The following is a 16872-nucleotide window of genomic DNA, read 5'->3' as shown; positions in this document are numbered from 1 at the left end:
GCTGACGCCGCCCCTCTTGGCCAAACAGGGTGCAGGATCGCTGGTTGCCGCCCATGTGATATGCCAGCCGTCAGGATGGCTTGGCCTTGCCATTGTGTTGGCACGGCGAGTTGCTCATAAAGGCCCGACATGCTCAGGGACCGCATCATCCGTTGAAGAAGCTTTTTCCAATCGTCGCGTTCATTGCCGTTGCGCTGATCAGCATGACGATGGCCGGGTTCGCCTATTTTGCGACGCAGGAGGCCGCCCGCATCAAGTTCGATGCGACGGCCGACGACGCGCTCAACCGGATCGAGAGCCGCATCGACCTGCACTTGTCGCTGCTGCGCTCGATGCGAGCCCTGTTCGACGCCCGCAACGGCGATATTTCCGGCAACGAGTTCAAGGCGTTCTTCAAAGCGCTCGATGTCGACAACAATTTTGCCGGCTTGCGCGGTATCGGCTATCTCAGGCTTGCGAAGACCGGAGACGAGGCGGCGGTCGAGCGCGATATGCTGCACGACCATGGCGTCAACCATCCAATCTTTCCTGACACCACGCAGCCCTGGCGCGCGCCCATCGTGCTGTTCGAGCCGCTAGACCCGTCCAACCAGAGCTGCATCGGCTACGACATGTTCAGCGAACCGGTGCGGCGGGCGGCGATCGAAAAGGCAATGTCGGACGACGACCAGCACGCCAGCGGGCTGGTGCAGCTGGGCCAGGACACCGGTGCCGCGCAGACGTTCACCGGCTTCCTCGTCTTCGTGCGGCTCAATATTGAAACCGCACCCGACGTCATCAATGCGTCCAGATCCTCCACGGCCGGTTTTCTCTATGCGGCCTTTCGGGCTCGCGACCTTTTCCAGACCGCGCTCAGCCGGTCGCCGCTGCTGCCGGTCAACACCGAAATCTACGACGGCGACGGTGCGGTGAATGGCGATAATCTGTTGTTCCGGTCGGAGACGCCCCCGGCTTCGACCTTCGGGGACAGACTGCTGGTCGCGCGCAAGATCATGGTGGCCGGCCGGCCATGGACTGTCCTGTTCCGGCCGACGAGCGCCTTCTCGCAGCCGTCGTCGCGCGCCGTTCCGGTGATGCTGGGGCTATTCGGCCTGTTGCTGGCGGGCGCCATCGCGCTGGTGACGCGGTATCAGGAGCGGGCCTATGAGGCGGCGTCGCGCTTGCACGAAACGACGGAAAAGAGCCTGCTCGAAAAAGACCTGATGCTGCAGGAGATGAAGCACCGCATCAAGAATTCGATCACCAGGGTTCTGGCGATCGCACGCCAGACGGCATCGCGTGCCACCGACGTCAATGAGTTTTCCGAATCTTTCTCGGCCAGGCTGCAGGCGATGGCGGCGTCCCAGGACATGCTGACACGCTCGCGGTGGCAGAAGGCCGATCTTGGCGATCTCCTGCGCATCGAGTTGGGTCAGGTGTTCGGCAAGGAGTTGCCCGAAGGGCTGTTGTCGGGACCACAAGTGCTGCTCGACGAAACCACGACGCAAGCGCTCGGCCTGACATTCCACGAGCTGGCGACGAATGCGCTGAAATACTGCGAACCCGGCGATTCGCTCAAGGGAGATTGGTCTCTGAAGGTGGACTGGTCGCTGGAAGGGCGTGGGCGCGACAGGACGCTGGCTCTCAACTGGCGCGAAACCGGACAGAAGAAACTCGAAGCGCCCGCCAAGACCGGATTCGGCACCAAGCTGATCGATCTCAACGTCACGCGCGAATTGCGCGGCACGATCAAGCGTGATTTCCGGGCCAATGGGCTGAATGTGGAAATCAGAATCCCTCTGGCAAACTGACGGCGATCGTCAGGCGGCCAGCATCAAACATCGAAAATCCGGAGACCGGCGGACCGGTCTCCGGATCGACGTTTCGATTATCGCTCGAACTAGTTGCAGCGCGCCGTATAGATCCGGCCGCGATGATCGCGATACTGGCAATAGCCATTGCGCAGGTTGCGCACCAGCAGGCCGGAACCGGCACCGACTGCGGCGCCGATCAGCGCGCCCTTGCCGCCACCGACCAGACCGCCGACACCGGCGCCGATCAGGCCGCCGCCAACCACGTCCTGTTCGGTCGAGGTGCAGCCACTGACCGCGACCACAGCAACCATGGCGATAAGTATCTTCCGCATAGAGTCACTCCTCACTTTTTGTCCTCACTTTAAATAAGCTCCGACCGCGATTTAGCATGAAATGGCGCCCTTTGCCCGCCTGAATTTATTGTTGGCTAAGATAGTCTTTTTCGGGGCGCGTCAAGTTCGACGCAACCACGATATTCGAAATCTCCAAGGATGCGTCGAGACTACCGTCCCGGCCGACCTTCCACACCACCTGATCGTAGTCGTCTTCGAGCGCCGGGTCGACCGCAAGGCATTTGGCGACGATGTGCTGAGCCTGTCCTTCAACGTCGCCCATGGCGAACGGGCGTTCGGCGACACATTGGTCGGCGGTTTCGAAAACGCTGACAGGGATCTGCAACTCACGGCAATCGGCCATCGTGTTCGAGCAGCCGATGACCAGCAGCAATGCAGCAATGTGTTCCATGACGATAATGTCCTCTCGCCACGGTAACGGTCCACATTCCGCAAAGTTCCTGCGCTGCGAGACCTACCGGCGAATTAACATGGGATCGACCAAGGCCGCAGGTGGCGCGGACGTCAGTAAGCCAGTTGGAAGAGGACGACCGCGACGATAGCCGCGGCCAGACCCAGAGCGACAAGGTGCAACGAAGCGTGAGGAACAGGAGGCAGCGGTGGCGCGGATGCCTCGGAGTCTTCAAACTCGCCCATGGACATCCGAGCGGCCTGTTCCAGTCTGTTCATGCCGGCTACCGTCAAGGCATTCCTCCCGCACCATGCTGCAAGTCCTGCTGCGGAAATGTCCGAAGATGCAACAGGTTCCGGCGGTATTTGGGAAACACAGCATCGGCTTTTATGGTGAACCGCCGGTTAAGAAACTGGCGTAGATGCGGGTCGCTCAGTCCGTCTCGAAATTGCCGTGCGGAACGACAAGGCGGTATTCTAGGCGACCAGCCGCGATTTCAAGCGTCGCCTTACCATTCAGCGATGCCGGCACGACCCGTTCGAGTGTGACACTGCCAAAGCGCTTCTCGCTACGCCTGTTATCATTGGCTCCGATCGCTTCGGCCCATGTCAGAGACAGGGAGGTCCCAGTGTGGTCGGCGGTCAGGTTGGCTGTAACCTCGACGAATCCATCGGGCCGCGACAGGGCGCCATAGCTCACCGAGTTGACGGCGAGTTCATGCATGGCAAGGCCGATATGCAGGGCAGCGTTCGGATTGAGATAAGGGTTTGCCCCCTGAAAGCGCAGGCTTCTCACCGGATCCCCGCCGTAGCGGCCAACCTGGCCCGATACCAGTTCGCGAAGTGCGGCACCCCGCCAGTTGGAAGAGGTGACGAGATCCTGAGACGAAGCCAGCGATTGCAGCCGGCCGCGAAAGCGTGTCAGGAAATCACCAATGCCGTCGGAATAGCGCCCGGTCTGGGTGGCTATGCTTTGAATGATCGCCAGCAGGTTTTTCGAGCGATGGCTGACTTCGCGCAACAGCGTCGTCAGGGTCTGCTCACGACGTTTCTGCTCGGTCGTTTCGACCATCGTGGTGACGACGCCTTGCACCGTGCCGCCATCGCCATGGTCGGCATCGATCCAGACGTAAAACCAACGGATGCCATCCTCGACGGGAACGCTGATCTCGAGACGTTGCGGGTTGCCGGATGCGATGACGTCGCGCTTGGCTTCGCCAATGCGATCGGCCTGCGCCGCCGGCAGTATGCCGTTGCCGTCGGCAGTGTCCGAAACCCAGGGCGCGCGCATGTTGCGCGCCCATACGGTTTTCATCTCGCGATCCTGATAGAGAACAGAAATACCGGCATTGTGCAACGCATGGAGAAGAGCCCGTCCAAGCTGCATGCCGCTTTCGGCAGGATGCAGGGCGATGACTTCATCGCTTTGCACGTCGTCTTTCCTATCTCCGGTTCTGGAACGCATAGGCCAATCTGTCCACCCAACTCAGGCTGAACGGCTCACTGTTGAATGGGTTCCCAAAAGAGGTTTCCCGAAAATCAGCCGCCAAAAACGGTCCGCCGGACGGTGCCCTTTGCAGGATACCGCCCGGCGGTGGCTGGAAACCGTTTGAGGGGTGCGGCTTCCAGTGTTCGGTCGCCGTTCGTCCTCACGATGCCCGTTTGAACAGGCCCGCAAGAAGCGAAATGACCAGGAAAGCGAGAAAGATGAAAAACAATATCTGCGCTATGCCGGCAGACGTACCGGCGATGCCGCCGAAACCAAGCGCGCCGGCGATGATCGCCACGACGAGAAATACGAGCGCCCAGTAAAGCATGATCCATCTCCTTCGAATGGTGCGATGAAAACGTGAGTAGATGCGGTTTGTTCCACCCTTTGCGGAAAAAGACGATGCTTGCAAATCGTTCGGAGCAGGAGGGCGCATGAATTTCGCTGACGACGGTTCCGCTTTGCCAAAAGGCCGCCCGATGCATCGCATCGAGCGGCCTTCAATATCGTGTCGTGCTGTCAGGACGTACTGCGAGCCTATGCCGCGGCTTTGGCCTGACGGTCGAAGAACAGCGCCTGGCTGATCAGCGCCTTGACCATGTCGGGATTGAACGGCTTGGTAACCAGGAAGGCCGGCTCGGGACGCTCGCCAGTCAACAGACGCTCGGGAAAGGCGGTGATGAAGATGACCGGCACCGATGTCGACGACAGGATCTCGTTCACGGCCTCAATGCCCGAACTGCCGTCGGCAAGCTGGATGTCGGCGAGCACCATTTTCGGCCGTGTCTTGCCGAACATCATCACCGCCTCAGCATGGGTGCGCGCCGTTCCGACGACGCGGTGCCCGAGGCTCTCGACCATTTCTTCTATATCCATGGCGATCAGCGGTTCATCCTCGATGATCAGCACGTCGGTTGCCACCTGACGGGATATCTCGTTGCTTGCCTGGGCAAGCAACTCGGAAAACTCCTGGTCGCCGACGTCGAGAATTTCGGCCGCCTCGTCCTCGCTGAAGCCTTCGACGGCAACGAGCAGGAAGGCCTGGCGCGGGCGCGGCGCAATTGCATTCAGATTGGCCGCGGCGCGCTGTTCCCATGCCGATTGCGCGTGCTCCTGTGGGACGCGGATCGCCACCGATGTGAACAGCTTGGCAAAAACCTTGTACAGCGCGATGCGGTCGGTCGATGCCTCGGGAAAGATCTCGACATCGGCGATGATGGCTTCGAGCATTGCGGCGACCAGCGCATCGCCACTCTCCTGCGATCCGGAAACGGCCCGCGAGAAGCGGCGCAGGAATGGCAGGTTTGGTGCGATGGTGGCGGATAAACTCATGATAAGACGTCTCCCTCAGAATGACGTGATTGCATAGATTGCAGGTCAAGCTGATTGCAAGCCCGGTCAAACAACGCCGATCTTGAGAAAAAGTTCCGGCCTCGATGGAACTAATGCGTCGGGACTGCGTTTGAAGTCGGGATGGGCAACCAGACGAGGGTGTCGCTTGCGTTGTGTCGAGTAATATTGTGAGCGGCTTGGGCGCTGGGAATACAAGGGCAGAATGAAGGATATGACGAAAGATATTCTGGCTGGCGCCGAGAGCAGGCGCCGGAATGGTGCCGGTGACGCCCTTGGGCCGAACTCCGAAATCGGGCGCAAACTCAAACAATATTACGACGAGCTGGTCTCCGACGATGTGCCGGATCGCTTTTCCCAGTTGCTTAGCCAGCTGGAACAGGCCGAACCCACACAGAAGAAGGACTGAGGCATGGCAGCGGTCTCCCAAGGCTTCAAGACCGATCTGCTTGGGGCGATCCCAAGCCTGCGCGCCTTTGCGGTATCGCTGACGCAAAATGCCGACAAGGCCGACGACCTCGTCCAGGAAACGCTGGTCAAGGCGTGGGACAAGCATGAAAGCTTCCAGCCTGGCACCAATCTCAAGGCGTGGCTTTTCACCATCCTGCGCAATGAATTCTATTCGCAGATGCGCAAGCGTGGACGTGAAGTGCAAGATAGCGACGGCATCATGACGGCCAGGCTTGCCGTTCATCCGGCTCAGCATGGCCAGCTCGACCTGAAGGATTTTCGCGGGGCGCTGGAGCAATTGCCGGAGGACCAGCGCGAAGCCATCATCCTCATCGGTGCGTCGGGTTTTTCCTACGAGGAGGCCGCCGAGATTTGCGGTTGCGCGGTCGGGACGATCAAGAGCCGCGTCAGCCGAGCCCGCACACGCTTGCAGGAGATCCTGAAAATATCAGGCGAAGACGAGTATGGTCCGGATGCGATTTCGACCCAGGTAACGGGCTCGCCGGCCAGCTGACCTGCAATCGCCAGGCGCCATCCGCAATGATCGGGATCGCGCTCAACCGGGAGAAGCGCGTCCGCAGGCTGCCGCCACCGCTTGCACGAGGTCTTCACCCGAATAGGGTTTGCCGACCAGCCTGACGCCCGGAAAGGATGCCTTGATTTCATCGGCATCCGAATAGCCCGACGCAAACACGAAAGGTACGCCTGCCGCGCGCAGCCCCGAGGCGAAATCGAGTGTCGAGGTGCCTCCCAGCATGAGGTCGACAATGGCCGCGTCGAATTGCGTGGCGACTTCCCGGCCATCGACCTCGGTCAGATCGCGGGCGATGACCACCTCGCCGGCGCCGTGGTCACGGCAAAGCTGCTCGACATCCATGGCGATGAGAAATTCGTCCTCCAGGACGAGAATCCGCAATCCGTCAAGCAATGTGGGCACAGGCAAGGACTCCTTGAAACGTATGGAGTCATGATCGCTAATTGGCGTGCTGTCATTTAAAAAAGACATGTGGGCAGTGGCGGAACCTCAATCCTTGCAACGCGTTGAAACGCAGCTCCTCCAAAGAGCGGGCTTTCGAAGAGGGGTCGAAATGTCAGCCCAGAACAGTCGCCCCTTCTCCAGCCGCCAATATCCTTGCGAGAACTGCCCGTTGCGGCCGTTGCCGATTTTTCGCGACTTCGAAAAACAGGAGCTGGCCTTCATCAGTACATTCAAGAAGGGCGAACTCGCCGTCGACAAGGGGGCTACCGTGCTGGTCGAGGGTAGCCACAGCGCCCATCTCTACACCGTTCTCTCCGGCTGGGCATTCCGTTACAAGCTGTTGCGAGACGGTCGCCGACAGATCCTCAACTATCTCATGCCCGGCGATCTGATCGGCCTGCAGGGCAGTGTGATGGGCGAGATGCAGCATTCCGTAGAGGCCCTGTCGCCGATGCTACTGTGCGTTTTCGAGCGTGAGTATCTGCACGAGCTCTACCGCAATCATCCAGGGCTGGCCTACGACATCACCTGGATCGCCTCGCGCGAAGAGCGCATGCTGGATGAAAATCTGCTCAGCCTCGGGCGTCGCAGCGCGATCGAGCGCGCCGCCTATCTTATCGCCTTCATCGCCAGCCGGGCCAAGGTCGTCGGGCTGAACGGCAAGCAGTCCATCCAGATACCGATCACCCAACAACACATCGCCGACACCCTCGGCCTGTCGCTGGTTCATACAAACAAGACGATCCGCAAGCTGATGGATCGCAAGCTGATCGTCTGGCGCGACGGCGGTTGCGAGGTCACCGACATTGAAGGGCTCAAGCGGCTCGCTGGATGGGAAGGGCTGGGCGAGGCGCGCCGGCCGCTGATCTGACGAAGCGCCTTTTGCCAGAGCCGTCGGATCGGGTGCGCGCGGATGCGTTTTCGGCTACTTTGTCCCCCAATGCTGGAACCTTGAGGCGCACGGCGCGTTTGAAATCGAGCAATCACAAGGAGTTAAGCCATGGCAACTGCCGCAGGAAAGACCGCAAACGACGCCCGCGCGAATGCGGACCTGGAAGCCGACATCAGGCAATTGAAGGCCGACATCGACAAGCTCACCAAGCAATTGGCCAAGACCGGCGAGCATGGCTATGGCACTGCCCGTCGCGCGGCCACGGAAGGGGTCGAGCAGCTGCGCGCGCAGGGCGAAGCAGCCTTTGACAGTCTGCGCAGCAACGCCAAGGACATCGAAGCGCAGATGATGGCAAGCGTGCGTGAAAAGCCGGTGACGTCATTGGCGATCGCTGCCGGCGTCGGCTTCCTCTTCGCGCTCATCGCACGTCGCTAGTCGGTTCGCAGATGGGAATGCTCGCATCCCTGCTTTCAGGTCTCGCCTCGGGCGAAACCGTTGCCGCCATGCGCCGGGCGCGCACGGCGGCAATCGTTTATGGGCTCGCCCTGTCGGCAGCGCTTTGTGGTCTCGGCTTTCTGGTCGGGGCAGCCTATATCTGGGCGGCGATGCGCTACGGGTCGCTTGCCGCCGCACTGGGCTTTGGCGCCGGGTTCCTGGTGCTTGCCGGGCTGATCCTGCTGATTTACCAGATATCCGCAGGCTCGCGCGCCCGGCGTCGGGCGCAACGCCGCAATGCCGACATGAAGGCGATCGGCATCACCGCCGCACTCGCCGTGCTGCCGACGCTGCTCAAGGGAAAAGGCGGTCTCGGCGTCATTCTGGGTCCGGCCTTAGCGCTCGCGGCTTACGCGATCTACCGCGAGAATGTGAAATCTGACGATCCGGATGAGAGCGACCGGGAATAGAGCTGTGTTTCCTGGTCTACTACTTTGACAGATCTTCCAGCGGCATCGATATTTCGGCAAACACCCCTTCCGGCCGGAACTCATGGGTTACTTCGCTTGAAATGACCTTGGCAAGGCTGCGGCGGATGAGGATCGAGCCGAAGCCGTGCCGTTCCGGCGGGGTGACCTGCGGGCCGCCGCTTTCGCGCCAGGTCAGCACAAGGCGCCGGACACCCTTCCTGCCTTGCGTCTTCCAGCCGAGATCAACCTTGCCTGATACCACCGACAGCGATCCATATTGCAGTGCATTGCTGCCCAGTTCATGCAGGATCAGGCCAAGCCCGACGGCCTGGTCGGGCGACAGCAGCAAGTCGCCGCCGGAGATCGTCATGCGCGGCTGCTCGGCCGTTTCGAATGGCCTGACCTCAATCTGGACGAGTTCGCGGATGCCGATGCCGCGCCACTCGCGGTCCGACAACAGATTGTGGGCGATGCCCAAGGCCTGAAGCCGCGCGCCGAAGGCCTCGAGGAACTGGCTCGGCTGGCGGGCATGGCGCACGGTCTGCGTCGCCAGCGCCTGGACGGTCGCCAGCGTATTCTTGACGCGATGGTTGAGCTCACGCAGCAGCAGCCGTTGCCGCTCGTCGCCTAGCTTGCGCTCTGAGATGTCGTAGTTGACGCCGAAGATCAGCGTCGGCTTGCCGTCGCCGTCACGCTCGATGACACGGCCGCGCGTGGCGAGCCAGCGCGGCGGATGAAAGCCCTTCACCCGGTATTCGCCGAAATAGTCGTCGCTGCCGGTCAAGGCGTCGCGAAAGCGGGTTTCGGTCTGGTAGACGTCGCGCGGATCGATGGCGGTGAGGATGTCGCGCGCCCGCAGCCGGTTCGAGCGCGGCAGGTTGAACAGCTCCGCCAGCAAGGTGTCGCATTCGATGATGTCGGTGCGGATGTCCCACGCCCAGCTGGCGAGCGACGCCGCATCGAGCGCGATGGCGCGTCGTTTTTCCTCACGCACCAGTGCTGCCTCGGCGATGGCGCCGCTGCGGGTCGCGTCCTTCAAGGTAAACAGGCTGGCGGCAAGGCCGGCGAGCGCCTTCAACTGGTCGAGCTCGGTGCGGGATGGAAAGGCATGCGGCTTGCGGTCGAGCACGCAGAGCGTGCCGATGCGGGCACCTGCCACGACCATCGGCGCGCCGGCATAGAAGCGGACATGATGCTTGCCGGTGACCAGCGGGTTGGCCTTGAAACGAGGGTCCGTCGTTGCATCCGCCACCACCATCGGCTCGTCGCCGGCGGCAATCGCATGAGCGCAAAAGGAGATGTCGGTCGCGGTTTCGGTCTCGTCCAGCCCGAAGCAGGATTTGAACCACTGCCGCTCGTGGTCGACGAGCGTGACCAGGGCGATTGGCACCTGCATCACCGCTGCGGCAAGGCTGCTGATGCGGTCGAAATCCGGGTCTGCCGCCGTATCCAGCATCTCCAGCCCATGCAGCACGGCCAGCCGGTCTTCGGCGCTAACCGCCCGCGCAACGTCAGCCGGCAGATCCGGCACTCTTTCCGCCTTATTATTCACCCAGGTCCCCGTTGCCCCGTCTTCGTAGTCGCTTCGCCGGTCTGTCTGTCCAGAACCAGCCGGCCGGCCGGAACCATCCTAGCGACGAACCGTTACCCGACCATGTTGTTTTGCCCGACGCACCAGCTGGCGCAAAACGATCCGAGGGCCGACCATGATCAAGATCATTCCTGAGGACAAAGCCCGTCAGGGGGGGTGGGGCCGGCATGGCCTGCGCATTCTGATCGCTGCGCTGCTGCTGGCCTTTGTCGCTTGGGGTGCTGCCGAGATTTATGGCGAATTGATCAAGAAGGACACGACCCAGCAGGGCAGCGCTCCCGGCGGCTAGCTTGTCGGCTGCAATGGGTTCGAATCGCATCAAGCAGCCTTTGCCTCGGCGACGCTGGCCGGCACCAGGACATTGAGCGCGCCTGGCTGGATTTCGATCGTTGTTGCACGCTCAAGCCTGACCAGTTCGCCGTCCATGACGGCGCGGAACTTGCTGCTCCCAGAATGGATTTTCAGGACCGTCCTACGTGCCTGATGGATTTCGACATGTTCGTTGTCGCGCCATTTGCCGCGCGCCATGTTGAAGAAGAACTTGACCAGTTCGGCGCGCTGCTGCGCCACCGTGACATAGACGCCAAGCACGCCGCCCGCCGGGTTATCGGCGTACGGCAAGTGGCCTTCGCCGAACAAATTGTTGGTGATGCCGATGCCGGTAATGCGGGCCGCCATCTCGGCTTCGCCGATGCTAAGCGTCACGTGCATCGCCGGTGGATTGTTGATCGTCGCCCAAGCCGCCTTGGCCGAGGCACGGATCTTTCCCAGGCGAGAACCGAACTCCATCTTCTGGCGCAGTTGCACCATCTTCGCATGCATGCCGATCGAGAACTGGTGAACGAACGGCCGGCCGTTGGCCGTCGCGATGTCGACCGCGATGATTTCGCCGTCAGTGAAGGACTTCAGCGCGGCATCCAGGGACTGCGGAATGCCCAGCCCGCGCGCGAAGAGGTTCATGGTGCCGGCCGGCAATATGGCAAGCGTCTTCTTCGTCCCCATCAGCCGGGCGGCCGCGGCGGAAATGGTTCCGTCGCCGCCACCGGCCAGCACGACGTCGACGGAGCGGCGTGAAGCTACGCGGTCGAGCGTTTCCACCACATCCTTGCCGGCAACAATCTCGATGCTGAGAGAGTGACCTGCAGTCTCCAGCGCCTGACGCATCCTTTCGGAGAAAGCTGCAAGATCAGTGGTCCGCAAGGTGCCGCCGTCCCGGTTCAGCACCGCTGCGAATTTCATACCCCACTCCGTTATTCGACCATGGTCGGACCGGGACGAACCCAGCCGCAGGCTGCAACGCGGCGAGACCGGAAAGGTTCCGTGTGCGGCGAAACCCGCGATCGGTCTTACGGCTGCGGCGGAGACGCTTGTTGATTGCCACGGACTCCGCGCGCTTTTGTCGGAACAACAGCATGGTCGCGACGTTGTGAACATGTAGATGCCGCGTCCGATCTCCCCAGCGACGGTTCAACCGGGCGCGGCGTGCATGAGATCACGCACGAGGAGAGACTATCATGATCCGCAATCTTTTAGCCACGACCGCACTCGCAACACTGATCGCAACTGGCGCTTATGCACAGAGCGCGACAACCCCAGCACCTGCCGATGCCCCTGTCGTGCAGGAGCCCGCCGCAGCTCCGGTAACACGCGCCGAGGGCAGCATTGTCACCAACATTATCGGTGAGTCCGTCTACAACGGCACTGGCGGTGATGCCGAGAACATCGGCAAGGTCAGCGACGTGGTCTTCGACAAGGATGGCCAGGCGAAATCAGTGGTCATCGGCGTCGGTGGCTTCCTGGGCGTCGGAGCGAAGAACGTCGCTTTCGACTATGACAAGCTGAAATGGGCCGAGAAGAACGGCGACCGCTGGCTGATCGCCCTGACGACCAAGGACGAGCTGACGGCGCATCCGGAGTTCGACAGTAAGCCTTATGGCCCGGCTCCAGCCCCTGCAGCATCGACCGACGCAGCAGCTCCGACGGCACCCGCGACGACGGATACGGCGCAGAAGCCTGTCGATCTAAACGCCGCTCCGGCGGAACCCGTGAAGCGCGCCGACGGCAATCTCGCCACCAACATAATCGGCGAAACCGTCTACAACGGCACCGGCGATGACGCGCAGAACATCGGCAGCGTCAACGACATCGTTCTGACCAAGGAAGGCAAGGCCGAGTCGCTGGTCATCGGGGTCGGTGGTTTCCTTGGCCTAGGTGCCAAGAATGTCGCCTATGATTTCTCCAAGGCGCAATGGGCCGAGAAGAATGGCGACCGCTGGCTGGTGGCCCAGACCACCAAGGAAGAATTGCAGACGCAGCCGGATTTCAACCGCAAGGCCTATGATGCGGTACCCGCGACAACGGCATCCAATGAGCCCGCTGCAACCGTCCCGACCGCTGTGCCGTCCGATGCGACGGCTCCTGCTGTCGCAGACAAGACGACCGAGGCTCCCGCAGCGACGACCCCTGATGCCTCGGCTCCCGACCAGACGCAGACGGCAGCTATCGACAAGTCGACGCTGACGGAAATGCCGGTTGGCGAGATCCGTGCCGACGATCTGAAGGGCACCATTGTCTACGGCGCCAACGACGCCAAGGTCGGCGAAATCGGCGATGTCGTGCTCGCGCCCGACAACAAGACGGACGCGGTGATCGTCGATGTCGGCGGCTTCCTCGGCATCGGCGATAAGGAGGTCGCAGTTGGCATGGATAATCTCAAATTCATGACCGACAAGGACGGCAAGAAGTACCTGTACACGACCTTCACCAAGGAACAGCTCGAGGCTCAAACCGCCTATGAAAAGGGCAGTTATGCCGAGAAGCGGGATCAGCAGCGCTTGATTGTGAAGTAGGCAGTAGGCAGTAGGCAGTAGGCAGTAGGCAGTAGGCAGTAGGCAGTAGGGTCGGCCCGTCGTAGTACCGGTTCGGTGTTCCCCTACTGCCTTATTCGCTTGCGGCCCTGGCGACGTGGCCGACAACGCCGTGCTCCGTCAGTTCAGCCAGCGCCAGCGACTGGTCAAGATGCTCAGCCCGCCAGGCGAGAAGCCGCTCGGCGAACTCCAGCCGCACGCCCAGATAAGCCGGGTGCTTGGCCAGGTTGTTCAATTCACCCGGATCTGTTTCCAGGTCGAACAGCAGTGGAGGCAAGCCGCCGCTGAAATGCACATATTTGAGTTTTTCCGTGCGGATGACGGCGAGGTTGCATTGGCGTGAGTTGATGCCGAAATGGCGTTCGGCCTCGCCTTCGGCAATCGAGCGGAAATCGAACTCCCAATGGGCGGCATCGCGCCAGTCTGCAGGGCTCCCTCCGCTCAGGAACGGCTTCAGCGAGGTGCCGTCGAGGTGTGGCGCGGCATCGCCGCCGAGCAGGTCGAGTAGCGTCGGCACAATGTCCACCGCCTCGGTGAAGCGATCGACGCTGTCGCCGGCCGCCTGGCCGTGGCGCGGGTCGCGGATGATCAGCGGAATGTGGTAGCTGCCGTCGAAGTAGCCGCCCTTGCCCAGCATGAAATGGTCGCCCATCATCTCGGCGTGATCTGACGTCAGCACGATGATGGTGTCGTCCCATGCGCCCGCGGCCTTGACCGCTTGCCAGACGCGGCCGAGCTGCGCGTCGACCTCGGAGATCATGCCGTAATAGATCGCCCGGATGCGGCGGAAGTCGTCATCGCTCCAGTCGTGCACCTTGCCCCTGGCGTCGGGACGGAATTTGGCCTGCTTCTGCTGGCCGATGTCATAGGCGAGGTAAGGATGGCTTTGCGCCTCTTCCTGCCAGCTTGCCGCACGGTGGAACGCGGGGCCGTCAGCCGGATCATAGAGGGTGTTGTATGGCGCCGGGACGATGAAAGGCGGGTGCGGGCTGATGAAGGACAGATGCGCGAACCACGGTGCGTCCTGCTCCTGCTCGCCGAGCCAGCGAGTGAATTCGCTGGTCAGGAAGGCAGTGGGCGTTTCGTCCCTGGAATAAATGGGTGGGGAGTAGCTGACGGCACCGGCCGCGCCGCCATCGTTCACCGGGCGATGAATATCTGGAGATCCGGCGCTGACATCGATACCCCGCAGCTTCAGCCAGGACAACCACTGTTTCTGATGTTCGGGCAGCAACTGGCGCACCGTAAAGCCCGGCAGCACGCCCTCATAGCTTTGCAGCCGTGGGTCGCCCGGCGCCAGCAGGCGCGGGTCGAGCGAGACGTCGGTGTAGCCAAACAGCGTCGGATCATAGCCCAGGCCGCGCGCGTGCAGCGCGATGTTGCCGTGACGGGCATCGAGCGGTGTGCCATTGCGGCAGACGCGGTTGTTCATCTGGTAGAGGCCGGTGTAGAGGCAGGCCCGGGCCGGCGAGCAGGGCGCCGCAGCGCCATAATGCCGCTTGAACAGCACACCCTCCGCGGCCAGCGCGTCGGCATTCGGCGTCTTCACAACCGGATGGCCCGCGGACGACAGACAATCACCGCGCCACTGGTCGCATGTGATCAGCAAAATGTTAGGTCGCCTGGCTTTTCCAGTCACACGCGATACCCTTGTCCTGGGATGGTCGAACGCCCCTCATGGAACCGAATTCTGGGGCTGGCGCAAGCCTGTCATGCGAGGCGATTGGTGAACAAACCGCTTTCTATTGTTCATTTTTGTAGCACAGTCCATTCTGTGTTTGCCGCCTTTGCCTAGAGCGCTCGCGTCCTCATATTGGCGTGGACAGCGGCGAGGGCCGCACAAGCACCAAGGGAAGGAGCAAAGACAATGCTCGACCAGATCAAAGGCCTGCATCACGTCACATCGATGGCAAGGAATGCCCGCCAGAACAATGAGTTCTTCACCAAAAAGCTCGGCCAGCGCCGGGTCAAGAAGACCGTCAATTTCGACGCGCCTGATGTTTACCACCTCTACTATGGCGACGAGGCCGGGACGCCCGGTTCGGTGATGACCTATTTCCCGTTCCCCGACATCGGCAAGGGCCGGCATGGCGTCGGCGAAGTCGGTACCACGGTCTACTCGGTGCCGGAAGGCACGCTCGCCTACTGGGAAAAGCGTTTTGCCGATGAGGGTGTTACCGGCCTGTCGCGCGAAGAGACATTCGGCGAGAATCGCCTGGCCTTTGCCGGACCGGACGGCGACGGTTTCGCGCTGGTCGAGGATAAGGGTGACAGCAGAGCGCCATGGGCGAAAGGCGGTGTCCCTGTTGATGAGGCGATCCGCGGCTTTCATTCCGTGTCGCTCCGGTTGAAGGATGGCGGCGCCACCGAGGAGCTGCTGAAGTTCATGGGCTATGAGGAAGTCGACAGGTCCGGCCCTGTCAGGCGGCTGGCGCTGAAGAACGGCAACGGCGCCGATGTCGTCGACATCGAATCCCTACCGGCTGCTGCCTTCGCCGATCTCGGCGCCGGCTCCGTCCACCACGTCGCCTTCGCCGTCGAGAATCGCGCCAAGCAGCTCGAAGTGCGCAAGGCGTTGATGGATACCGGCTATGGCGTGACGCCGGTGATCGACCGCGACTATTTCTGGGCGATCTATTTCCGCACGCCGGGTGGCGTGCTGTTCGAAGTCGCCACCAACGAGCCGGGTTTCGATCGCGATGAGGACACCGCTCATCTCGGCGAGGCGCTGAAGCTGCCGACGCAGCACCAGCACCTGCGGCCCTATCTTGAACAGCATCTGCAGAAGCTGGAAGGCTGAGGCCATGAGCAAGGACGCTTACATCCACAAGCTGCTGCCCGGTTCGCCTGATGGCCCATTGCTGTTCGTCTTCCATGGCACGGGAGCCGATGAGAACCAGCTTCTGTCGCTGGGGCGCGATCTCGTGCCCCAGGCAACCATCATCTCGCCGCGCGGCGATGTGTCGGAACAAGGTGCCGCGCGCTTCTTTCGCCGCACCGGCGAGGGCGTCTACGACATGGACGATCTGGCACGGGCGACGGACAAGATGGCGGGCTTCGTCAAGGCCCATGTCGAGGCGGCGAAGCCGTCAGCCGTGCTGGGTCTCGGCTACTCCAACGGCGCCAACGTGCTGGCCTCGGTGGTATTTGTAGCACCGCTGCTGTTCGACGCCTCGGTGCTGATGCATCCGCTGATCCCGTTCGAACCGGAGGTGAAGGGCAGTCTCGCCGGCCGCCATATCCTGCTGACCGCCGGCCAGCGCGATCCGATCTGCCCGCCGAACCTGACCACGCGGCTCGAAGCCTATTTGCGTGCCGACGGCGCCGATGTCACAGTGGAATGGCATGAAGGCGGGCACGAGGTGCGGCCGAACGAAATCGAGGCGGCGCGGCGGTTCTTTGCCGATGCTGCCCAAGGAGCATAGCGATGCCTGACCAACTGCCTGAGATCGAACTTGAGGACCGCGGTTCCAAGGGTCGCTATGTCCTGCGCGGACCCGGCGGCGCCGAGGCCGAGATGAGCTTCACCAAGATCGGCGAGCACCAGATCATCATCGACCATACCGAGGTGCCGGACGTGTTTCGTGGCCAGGGTGCCGGGCTTCGGCTCGTCACCCGCGCCGTCGAGGATGCGCGGGCGGCGGGCAAGAAGATCATCCCGCTCTGCCCCTTCGCCAACGCCCAGTTCCGCCGCCATCAGGAATGGGCCGACGTGCTGAAGCAGTAGGATTTTCGTCGTCAGGAAGCGGCGCGGCAAGTGGCTGCCATCCACCGGGATGGCTTTGGCGTTTGCGCAGGTGGCACATCCTGCCT

At 61.8% G+C, this 16872-nt stretch carries 20 protein-coding genes; 11 read left to right on the top strand and 9 right to left on the bottom strand.

Going from position 1 to position 16872, the window contains the following annotated elements; translation table 11 throughout:
• Window positions 1-152 precede the first annotated feature (152 nt).
• A complete protein-coding gene (locus ASD99_RS25445) occupies window positions 153-1790 on the top strand; it encodes a CHASE domain-containing protein (protein ID WP_057145291.1) in 1638 nt (545 codons plus the stop codon).
• A gap of 89 nt (window positions 1791-1879) precedes the next feature.
• Here ASD99_RS25445 and ASD99_RS25440 read toward each other — a convergent pair whose 3' ends face one another.
• From ASD99_RS25440 to ASD99_RS25420, 5 genes are all read right to left on the bottom strand, one after another.
• Window positions 1880-2125: a YMGG-like glycine zipper-containing protein gene (locus ASD99_RS25440; protein WP_015315393.1), complete on the bottom strand. Its 246-nt coding sequence runs from the start codon at window positions 2123-2125 to the stop codon at window positions 1880-1882.
• 85 nt (window positions 2126-2210) lie between these two features.
• Window positions 2211-2537, bottom strand: a complete 327-nt coding sequence (locus tag ASD99_RS25435) for a hypothetical protein (RefSeq protein WP_056587405.1) — start codon at window positions 2535-2537, stop codon at window positions 2211-2213.
• A 432-nt stretch (window positions 2538-2969) separates the two neighbouring features.
• Window positions 2970-4001, bottom strand: coding sequence for a sensor histidine kinase (locus ASD99_RS25425; RefSeq protein ID WP_056587400.1), 1032 nt, complete (start codon window positions 3999-4001; stop codon window positions 2970-2972).
• 184 nt (window positions 4002-4185) lie between these two features.
• Window positions 4186-4353, bottom strand: a complete 168-nt coding sequence (locus ASD99_RS32760) for a DUF1328 domain-containing protein (RefSeq protein WP_013529282.1) — start codon at window positions 4351-4353, stop codon at window positions 4186-4188.
• Between the two features lie 209 nt (window positions 4354-4562).
• A complete protein-coding gene (locus ASD99_RS25420; RefSeq protein WP_056587396.1) occupies window positions 4563-5357 on the bottom strand; it encodes a response regulator in 795 nt (264 codons plus the stop codon).
• A 223-nt stretch (window positions 5358-5580) separates the two neighbouring features.
• Between ASD99_RS25420 and ASD99_RS25415 the strand changes: the two genes are divergently transcribed.
• Together ASD99_RS25415 and ASD99_RS25410 are read left to right on the top strand one after the other, a co-directional pair.
• Window positions 5581-5784: a NepR family anti-sigma factor gene (locus tag ASD99_RS25415; RefSeq protein WP_056587395.1), complete on the top strand. Its 204-nt coding sequence runs from the start codon at window positions 5581-5583 to the stop codon at window positions 5782-5784.
• A 3-nt stretch (window positions 5785-5787) separates the two neighbouring features.
• Window positions 5788-6339, top strand: coding sequence for a sigma-70 family RNA polymerase sigma factor (locus ASD99_RS25410; protein WP_056587392.1), 552 nt, complete (start codon window positions 5788-5790; stop codon window positions 6337-6339).
• A 42-nt stretch (window positions 6340-6381) separates the two neighbouring features.
• Here the strand turns inward: ASD99_RS25410 and ASD99_RS25405 are convergent, their stop codons facing one another.
• Complete coding sequence (locus ASD99_RS25405) at window positions 6382-6831, bottom strand: response regulator (protein WP_082525450.1); 450 nt, start codon at window positions 6829-6831, stop codon at window positions 6382-6384.
• A gap of 82 nt (window positions 6832-6913) precedes the next feature.
• On the opposite strand from ASD99_RS25405, the gene ASD99_RS25400 reads away from it, so the two are divergent.
• From ASD99_RS25400 to ASD99_RS25390, 3 genes are all read left to right on the top strand, one after another.
• On the top strand, window positions 6914-7675 hold the full coding sequence (locus tag ASD99_RS25400) for a Crp/Fnr family transcriptional regulator (RefSeq protein ID WP_057145289.1): 762 nt from the start codon (window positions 6914-6916) through the stop codon (window positions 7673-7675).
• A 129-nt stretch (window positions 7676-7804) separates the two neighbouring features.
• Window positions 7805-8131, top strand: coding sequence for a DUF883 family protein (locus tag ASD99_RS25395; RefSeq protein WP_023811001.1), 327 nt, complete (start codon window positions 7805-7807; stop codon window positions 8129-8131).
• A gap of 11 nt (window positions 8132-8142) precedes the next feature.
• Complete coding sequence (locus ASD99_RS25390; RefSeq protein ID WP_057145288.1) at window positions 8143-8601, top strand: hypothetical protein; 459 nt, start codon at window positions 8143-8145, stop codon at window positions 8599-8601.
• Between the two features lie 19 nt (window positions 8602-8620).
• Here the strand turns inward: ASD99_RS25390 and ASD99_RS25385 are convergent, their stop codons facing one another.
• Entirely contained in the window at window positions 8621-10132 is a 1512-nt protein-coding gene (locus ASD99_RS25385; protein WP_057145287.1) for a sensor histidine kinase, read from the bottom strand.
• 175 nt (window positions 10133-10307) lie between these two features.
• Between ASD99_RS25385 and ASD99_RS34170 the strand changes: the two genes are divergently transcribed.
• Complete coding sequence (locus tag ASD99_RS34170; RefSeq protein WP_082525448.1) at window positions 10308-10481, top strand: hypothetical protein; 174 nt, start codon at window positions 10308-10310, stop codon at window positions 10479-10481.
• Between the two features lie 29 nt (window positions 10482-10510).
• Here ASD99_RS34170 and ASD99_RS25380 read toward each other — a convergent pair whose 3' ends face one another.
• Window positions 10511-11431 (bottom strand): diacylglycerol/lipid kinase family protein, encoded by a 921-nt coding sequence (locus ASD99_RS25380; RefSeq protein ID WP_057145286.1) that lies wholly within the window; start codon window positions 11429-11431, stop codon window positions 10511-10513.
• A 275-nt stretch (window positions 11432-11706) separates the two neighbouring features.
• On the opposite strand from ASD99_RS25380, the gene ASD99_RS25375 reads away from it, so the two are divergent.
• A complete protein-coding gene (locus ASD99_RS25375) occupies window positions 11707-13041 on the top strand; it encodes a PRC-barrel domain-containing protein (protein ID WP_057145285.1) in 1335 nt (444 codons plus the stop codon).
• 91 nt (window positions 13042-13132) lie between these two features.
• Here the strand turns inward: ASD99_RS25375 and ASD99_RS25370 are convergent, their stop codons facing one another.
• Complete coding sequence (locus ASD99_RS25370) at window positions 13133-14698, bottom strand: alkaline phosphatase family protein (protein ID WP_057145284.1); 1566 nt, start codon at window positions 14696-14698, stop codon at window positions 13133-13135.
• Between the two features lie 228 nt (window positions 14699-14926).
• Between ASD99_RS25370 and ASD99_RS25365 the strand changes: the two genes are divergently transcribed.
• The 3 genes from ASD99_RS25365 to ASD99_RS25355 are packed head-to-tail and all read left to right on the top strand — an operon-like array spanning window position 14927 to window position 16786.
• Window positions 14927-15859: a VOC family protein gene (locus ASD99_RS25365; RefSeq protein WP_056587371.1), complete on the top strand. Its 933-nt coding sequence runs from the start codon at window positions 14927-14929 to the stop codon at window positions 15857-15859.
• Window positions 15860-15863: 4 nt separating this feature from the next.
• Window positions 15864-16484: an alpha/beta hydrolase gene (locus ASD99_RS25360; RefSeq protein ID WP_056587369.1), complete on the top strand. Its 621-nt coding sequence runs from the start codon at window positions 15864-15866 to the stop codon at window positions 16482-16484.
• Window positions 16485-16486: 2 nt separating this feature from the next.
• Entirely contained in the window at window positions 16487-16786 is a 300-nt protein-coding gene (locus ASD99_RS25355; protein WP_057145283.1) for a GNAT family N-acetyltransferase, read from the top strand.
• The last annotated feature ends 86 nt before the right edge of the window (window positions 16787-16872 follow it).

The sequence above is a fragment of the Mesorhizobium sp. Root695 genome (assembly GCF_001428185.1).
GTDB lineage: Bacteria > Pseudomonadota > Alphaproteobacteria > Rhizobiales > Rhizobiaceae > Mesorhizobium.
Note: the sequence above shows the minus strand (reverse complement) of the source record. Positions and strands in the feature narration are given on the sequence as shown.

Bases quoted from the DNA above. Each gene is read 5' to 3' on its own strand.
- ASD99_RS25440 (WP_015315393.1), bottom strand. From the start codon at position 2,125: ATGCGGAAGATACTTATCGCCATGGTTGCTGTGGTCGCGGTCAGTGGC.
- ASD99_RS25435 (WP_056587405.1), bottom strand. From the start codon at position 2,537: ATGGAACACATTGCTGCATTGCTGCTGGTCATCGGCTGCTCGAACACG.
- ASD99_RS25425 (WP_056587400.1), bottom strand. From the start codon at position 4,001: ATGCGTTCCAGAACCGGAGATAGGAAAGACGACGTGCAAAGCGATGAA.
- ASD99_RS32760 (WP_013529282.1), bottom strand. From the start codon at position 4,353: ATGCTTTACTGGGCGCTCGTATTTCTCGTCGTGGCGATCATCGCCGGC.
- ASD99_RS25420 (WP_056587396.1), bottom strand. From the start codon at position 5,357: ATGAGTTTATCCGCCACCATCGCACCAAACCTGCCATTCCTGCGCCGC.
- ASD99_RS25415 (WP_056587395.1), top strand. From the start codon at position 5,581: ATGAAGGATATGACGAAAGATATTCTGGCTGGCGCCGAGAGCAGGCGC.
- ASD99_RS25410 (WP_056587392.1), top strand. From the start codon at position 5,788: ATGGCAGCGGTCTCCCAAGGCTTCAAGACCGATCTGCTTGGGGCGATC.
- ASD99_RS25405 (WP_082525450.1), bottom strand. From the start codon at position 6,831: ATGTCTTTTTTAAATGACAGCACGCCAATTAGCGATCATGACTCCATA.
- ASD99_RS25400 (WP_057145289.1), top strand. From the start codon at position 6,914: ATGTCAGCCCAGAACAGTCGCCCCTTCTCCAGCCGCCAATATCCTTGC.
- ASD99_RS25395 (WP_023811001.1), top strand. From the start codon at position 7,805: ATGGCAACTGCCGCAGGAAAGACCGCAAACGACGCCCGCGCGAATGCG.
- ASD99_RS25390 (WP_057145288.1), top strand. From the start codon at position 8,143: ATGGGAATGCTCGCATCCCTGCTTTCAGGTCTCGCCTCGGGCGAAACC.
- ASD99_RS34170 (WP_082525448.1), top strand. From the start codon at position 10,308: ATGATCAAGATCATTCCTGAGGACAAAGCCCGTCAGGGGGGGTGGGGC.
- ASD99_RS25380 (WP_057145286.1), bottom strand. From the start codon at position 11,431: ATGAAATTCGCAGCGGTGCTGAACCGGGACGGCGGCACCTTGCGGACC.
- ASD99_RS25375 (WP_057145285.1), top strand. From the start codon at position 11,707: ATGATCCGCAATCTTTTAGCCACGACCGCACTCGCAACACTGATCGCA.
- ASD99_RS25365 (WP_056587371.1), top strand. From the start codon at position 14,927: ATGCTCGACCAGATCAAAGGCCTGCATCACGTCACATCGATGGCAAGG.
- ASD99_RS25360 (WP_056587369.1), top strand. From the start codon at position 15,864: ATGAGCAAGGACGCTTACATCCACAAGCTGCTGCCCGGTTCGCCTGAT.
- ASD99_RS25355 (WP_057145283.1), top strand. From the start codon at position 16,487: ATGCCTGACCAACTGCCTGAGATCGAACTTGAGGACCGCGGTTCCAAG.